Origin of the sequence: Mycobacterium sp. (genome assembly GCF_035499775.1) — a bacterium.
GTDB lineage: Bacteria > Actinomycetota > Actinomycetes > Mycobacteriales > Mycobacteriaceae > Mycobacterium.
Map to the genome: position 1 here is coordinate 1 of NZ_DATJYB010000462.1, position 4,187 is coordinate 4,187.

The following is a 4,187-nucleotide window of genomic DNA, read 5'->3' on the forward strand; positions in this document are numbered from 1 at the left end:
GTTGCCGTTGCCCGACAACCTCGCCGCGACTCTGAAAGCCGCCAAGAGCCTGCAGGCTGCTGACAAGCTTTCAATGGGCGCCGCCTACCAGTCCAGCGGCTACGTCGTGGTGGATGAGGCCGGCCGGCCGCTGAGTCCACATGCGCTGACATCGCGGTGGGCACGGATGCTCGCCGCGGCGGGCGTTCCGCCGGTCCGCTTGTTGAGACGCTCGGCACACATGCGGCACCTTGATGCGTCTTGAGGGCGTGCCGATCGCGGTGATCGCGGCCTGGCGTGGCCACGCGTCGTTGGCGTTCACGATGGCGACGTATGTGCACTCGCAGGAGCCTGCGCTGGCAGACGCAGCACGCAGGTTGGCCCGCGTCGTCACAAATTCGTAGCAGCTGCATCGAAGGGCTTTCGTAGTCCCGGCAGGTGACTTCAGCGGCTACCGATATTTGCTGAGTCGAACCGGTGTTCGCGTAGAGCGCCGCAGAGTTAGCCGCGAATTGTGACAATCTGTGACATAGTTCCGGTCGACGCCGAAGGCGGCTAGCCACAAATCGCCTTTGAGCTGTGGTGGCAGGTGCAGGATTCGAACCTGCGTAGCTTTCGCGACGGATTTACAGACCGTTGGGTCACTCATCCCCACCAGAACGACGTGGCGATCGCCACATAGAGCGCGATGAGCACCGCCCCCTCGAACCAGGTCGACTCGCCGTCGAAGGTCACCAGCACCGCGACCAGCGCCGACATGATCATCGACGCCAACAGCAGCGGCGAGAACACCAGATCGAAACCGGGCTGGCCGAGCCACGCCGCTGCCAGGCAGACGATCGGAGCGATGGTGAGCGCGATCTGGACGGGCGACTGCAGGATCACCTGAACCGCGTAATCCATCTGGTTCTTGACAGCTAGCTGAATGCCGACGAAATTTTCCACCGCGTTGCCGGCGATGGCCACGATCACCAGACCGGCGAAAACCTCGTTGATACCCGCTGCATGCATCGCCGGCTCCAGGGCGGCAACGAACCACTCCGACACGAACGCCGCACCGATACCGGCGACGGCGAGCATGCCGACGGCCATCGCCAGCGGCCACTCCCCGTGTGCTGTTGCCGCACTGGCGGCTTTGGCCGAATCGGGGCTGGCCACAATGGGAGACGACGCTCTGGAGGGTTCATGACCTGCGTGCACCACCGGGTCGGGAGCCCGGTTTCCGAGCGTGGCCGGCAGCGAGAGTGCGAACAGCGCAAGCATGACGATGGAGACAACGACCGACACCGCCCGCTCGTGCGATTGCGCCGGGGTGTGTGTTGCAGCGGTGAGCGATGGGACGGCGAGGATGAACACCGCGAGGGTGAACATCAGTCCGAGGGTGCGTCCGTCCTCGGCGGTGAAGCGCTGGCGGCCGTGCTTGATACCGCCGACCACGAATGCCAGCCCGAGCACCAGCAGGGCGTTGGAGAGAATCGAGCCGACGATGGTGGCCTTCACAACACCGTAAAGGCCCGCCTTGATTGCGAACAGGATGACGAACAACTCGGGCAGGTTCCCCAGCGCCGCCTGCAGTACCCCAGTGGCGTTGGGCCCGAGCCGGTCTCCGAGCGCCTCCACCGAACGGCCGACCAAAGATGCCAGCGTGGCCAGCGCAAGCGCGGACACGATGAACGCCAGCACGGCATTCATGTGGGCGAAGTGCAGGGCTCCGGCGGCCACGGTCGCGACTACCGTGATGGTGGTCATGATGCGGTCGCGCCGGCTCAGCAGCGGGGGTGGTTCGGTATGGGTGGTCGTCACGCGCTCCTCCTTCTCTGATCGCGCCGAAGTTTTCCAGAATCGAACGGTTCACGTTGAGAATTGCCCCCCGCGGCCAACAATGGGCCGCTCCACAGGGCGACCTGTTCAGCCCACTCGATGCGGCGATACAGCAGGGCGTCCGGCAGAAATTGCAGCTCTACTCGAATCCGGTGCGCCACGACGGCAGACGCCGCGCGGCCGGCCCGGTCGTCATCGCCCTCGCGAAGATCACAACGGCACCGCGGTCACCGGTATGCGCCCTGAAGCATTGATTGCGGGCACAGTCTCGGCAAAGGGCTTGCGGTAAGCCATCACCTACCCGCAGTCAGAGCCGCTGACCTGCAATAACTTTGGTGGGCGCGGACGGTATCGAACCGCCGACCGCTGGTGTGTAAAACCAGAGCTCTACCACTGAGCTACGCGCCCCTTAAAGCCGAGGGACCCGCCGGGCAGGCTACACGCCTCAAGGCCTACCACCCAAAACGCTCAGACCCGTAACGCCGCCAACGCCTCTGTCCACAGCCGCTGGTCGCGGGCTTCGCCAGGCTCGTTCATCTCCGCGAACCGAATGATCCCCGACCGATCCACGACGAAAGTACCGCGGTTGGAGATGCCGGCCTGGTCGTTGAACACCCCGTAGGCCTGGCTGGCCCCGCCGTGCGGCCAGAAGTCTGATAACACCGGAAAGGTGAAGCCGCTCTGGGTCGCCCAGATCTTGTGGGTCGGCGGCGGACCCACCGAGATCGCCAGCACCGCGCTGTCGTCGTTCTCGAAATCGGGCAGATGATCGCGCAACTGGTCCAGCTCGCCCTGGCAGATCCCCGTGAAGGCCAGCGGGAAGAACACCAGCAGGACGTTCTTGGCGCCGCGGTAGTCGCCGAGGCTGATTCGCTGGTTGTTCTGGTCGCGCAGGGTGAAGTCGGGGGCCGTGGTCCCAACGGGCAGCATCAGCGCTTACCGGCCCGCGATTTCGGCTGAACCAAGCGACTGGCGCTCCAATTACCGAGGTTGACCGACGAGGTGGGCATCAGGCCGGCGGTAGGTGCCGCCTCGGCGATCTCGGCGGGCAGGACGTGGCCGGGCCGACCGGTCTTGGGTGTCAGAACCCAGATCACACCGTCTTCGGCCAACGGAGTAATCGCGTCCATCAGGGTGTCCACCAAGTCCCCGTCGCCGTCTCGCCACCACAGCAGAACGACGTCGACCACCTCGTCGGTGTCTTCGTCGAGCAGCTCACCGCCGCAGGCTTCCTCGACCGCGGCGCGGATGTCGTCGTCGGTGTCTTCGTCCCAGCCCCATTCCTGGACAACTTGGTCTCGTTGGATGCCCAGTTTGCGGGCGTAGCTCGGGGCGTGATCCGCCGCGACCACCGTGGGACCTCCTTTAGCCATCCGCGCGCCGTGCGATGGGCATTATCGTCGCACAAGCGGAGCACGACCAACATGCCCGGCTCATCAGGTGGCCATGCACAGTTTCAACGCCTTTGTCTTGGCGTCGTTGAGCCGGTCGACGCGCTTGTTGAATTCTGCGGTTCCGGCGTGCGTGGCGATGGCGTTGGCGACCCCACGGCTCGCATCGACGTAGTTGCGGAATGCGTCCGCCATCTCCGGCTTCAACGGGGAACTGAGGCTGCCTTCCACCGTATTGGCACTGTTGTTGAGTGCGTCGATGGCCGGGCCTTCGGTAGGGCCGGTATTGCGGCCGCCGTTGTATGCCGCAACGAAAAGGTTCACCTTGTCAATCGCGTCCTTGCTGGTGGTGGCCAGCCCGTCACACGCACTGCGGATGGCCTGGGTCGTCAGCGACTGCTGGTGCTGGGACTCCCGCAGACTGGATGTCGCCACCGAGGCTGAGACCGACATCGAGACCGACGAGCGGTAGGCCGGCGCCAAACTGCTGTTGGCCTTCGGGGTGCCGTTGGTATGCACGGTACAGCCGACGATCCCGATCAACAGCACCGCGACACAGCCGAACGCCAGGACACCTCGCCTGGGGAATCCCCCCACGTGCCGGCGAGGGACGGCACGCCATCCGATGAGCACGGCTTCAGACGTTACCGGGTCAGGATTCCGAACGCCGTGGACGCACCGGGTTCGCGCGGGTATGTCGTCGCGCCCGAGGACCTCCAGAAGCGATCAGCCAGTAGCTACCCGCCCGGCACACCGGTGCGGCACGATAGAGGAAGATCGCTAGCAGATACCCCGCCAACTACAGGAGTGGAAGTTGACCACCGAGTTCGCGCGCACCGATCTGGCCAAAACCCCAAGCAGCGCAAGCGAACCCGACCGTGTCCGGGTGATCCGCGAAGGTGTGGCGTCCTACCTGCCCGACATCGACCCCGACGAGACGTCGGAGTGGCTGGAGTCCTTCGACGCACTGCTGGAGCGTTCCGGCCCGGCGCGGGC

At 65.0% G+C, this 4,187-nt stretch carries 5 protein-coding genes, 1 tRNA gene and 1 pseudogene; 2 read left to right on the forward strand and 5 right to left on the reverse strand.

Features of this window, described 5'->3' with window-relative positions:
- Positions 1 to 244 (forward strand): annotated as a pseudogene (locus tag VML93_RS28665) (site-specific integrase); the annotation flags it as partial.
- 380 nt (positions 245 to 624) lie between these two features.
- Here VML93_RS28665 and cax read toward each other — a convergent pair.
- The 5 genes from cax to VML93_RS28690 all read right to left on the reverse strand — a co-directional run bounded on the left by cax (position 625) and on the right by VML93_RS28690 (position 3,824).
- Positions 625 to 1,782, reverse strand: a complete 1,158-nt coding sequence (cax, locus tag VML93_RS28670) for a calcium/proton exchanger (protein ID WP_325615639.1) — start codon at positions 1,780 to 1,782, stop codon at positions 625 to 627.
- Positions 1,783 to 2,133: 351 nt separating this feature from the next.
- Positions 2,134 to 2,208: transfer RNA gene (locus tag VML93_RS28675), tRNA-Val, on the reverse strand.
- 60 nt (positions 2,209 to 2,268) lie between these two features.
- Positions 2,269 to 2,730, reverse strand: coding sequence for a peroxiredoxin (locus tag VML93_RS28680; RefSeq protein WP_325615640.1), 462 nt, complete (start codon positions 2,728 to 2,730; stop codon positions 2,269 to 2,271).
- Positions 2,730 to 3,152, reverse strand: a complete 423-nt coding sequence (locus VML93_RS28685; protein ID WP_325615643.1) for a DUF3052 domain-containing protein — start codon at positions 3,150 to 3,152, stop codon at positions 2,730 to 2,732. Before VML93_RS28685 ends, VML93_RS28680 begins: the two co-directional genes overlap by 1 nt.
- A gap of 84 nt (positions 3,153 to 3,236) precedes the next feature.
- The gene (locus tag VML93_RS28690; RefSeq protein WP_325615641.1) at positions 3,237 to 3,824 is read right to left on the reverse strand and encodes a hypothetical protein; all 588 of its coding nucleotides are present in this window, start codon (positions 3,822 to 3,824) and stop codon (positions 3,237 to 3,239) included.
- Positions 3,825 to 4,005: 181 nt separating this feature from the next.
- Between VML93_RS28690 and VML93_RS28695 the strand changes: the two genes are divergently transcribed.
- Positions 4,006 to 4,187, forward strand: a 182-nt coding sequence (locus VML93_RS28695; protein ID WP_325615642.1) for a hypothetical protein, incomplete at its 3' end; no start/stop codon positions are given.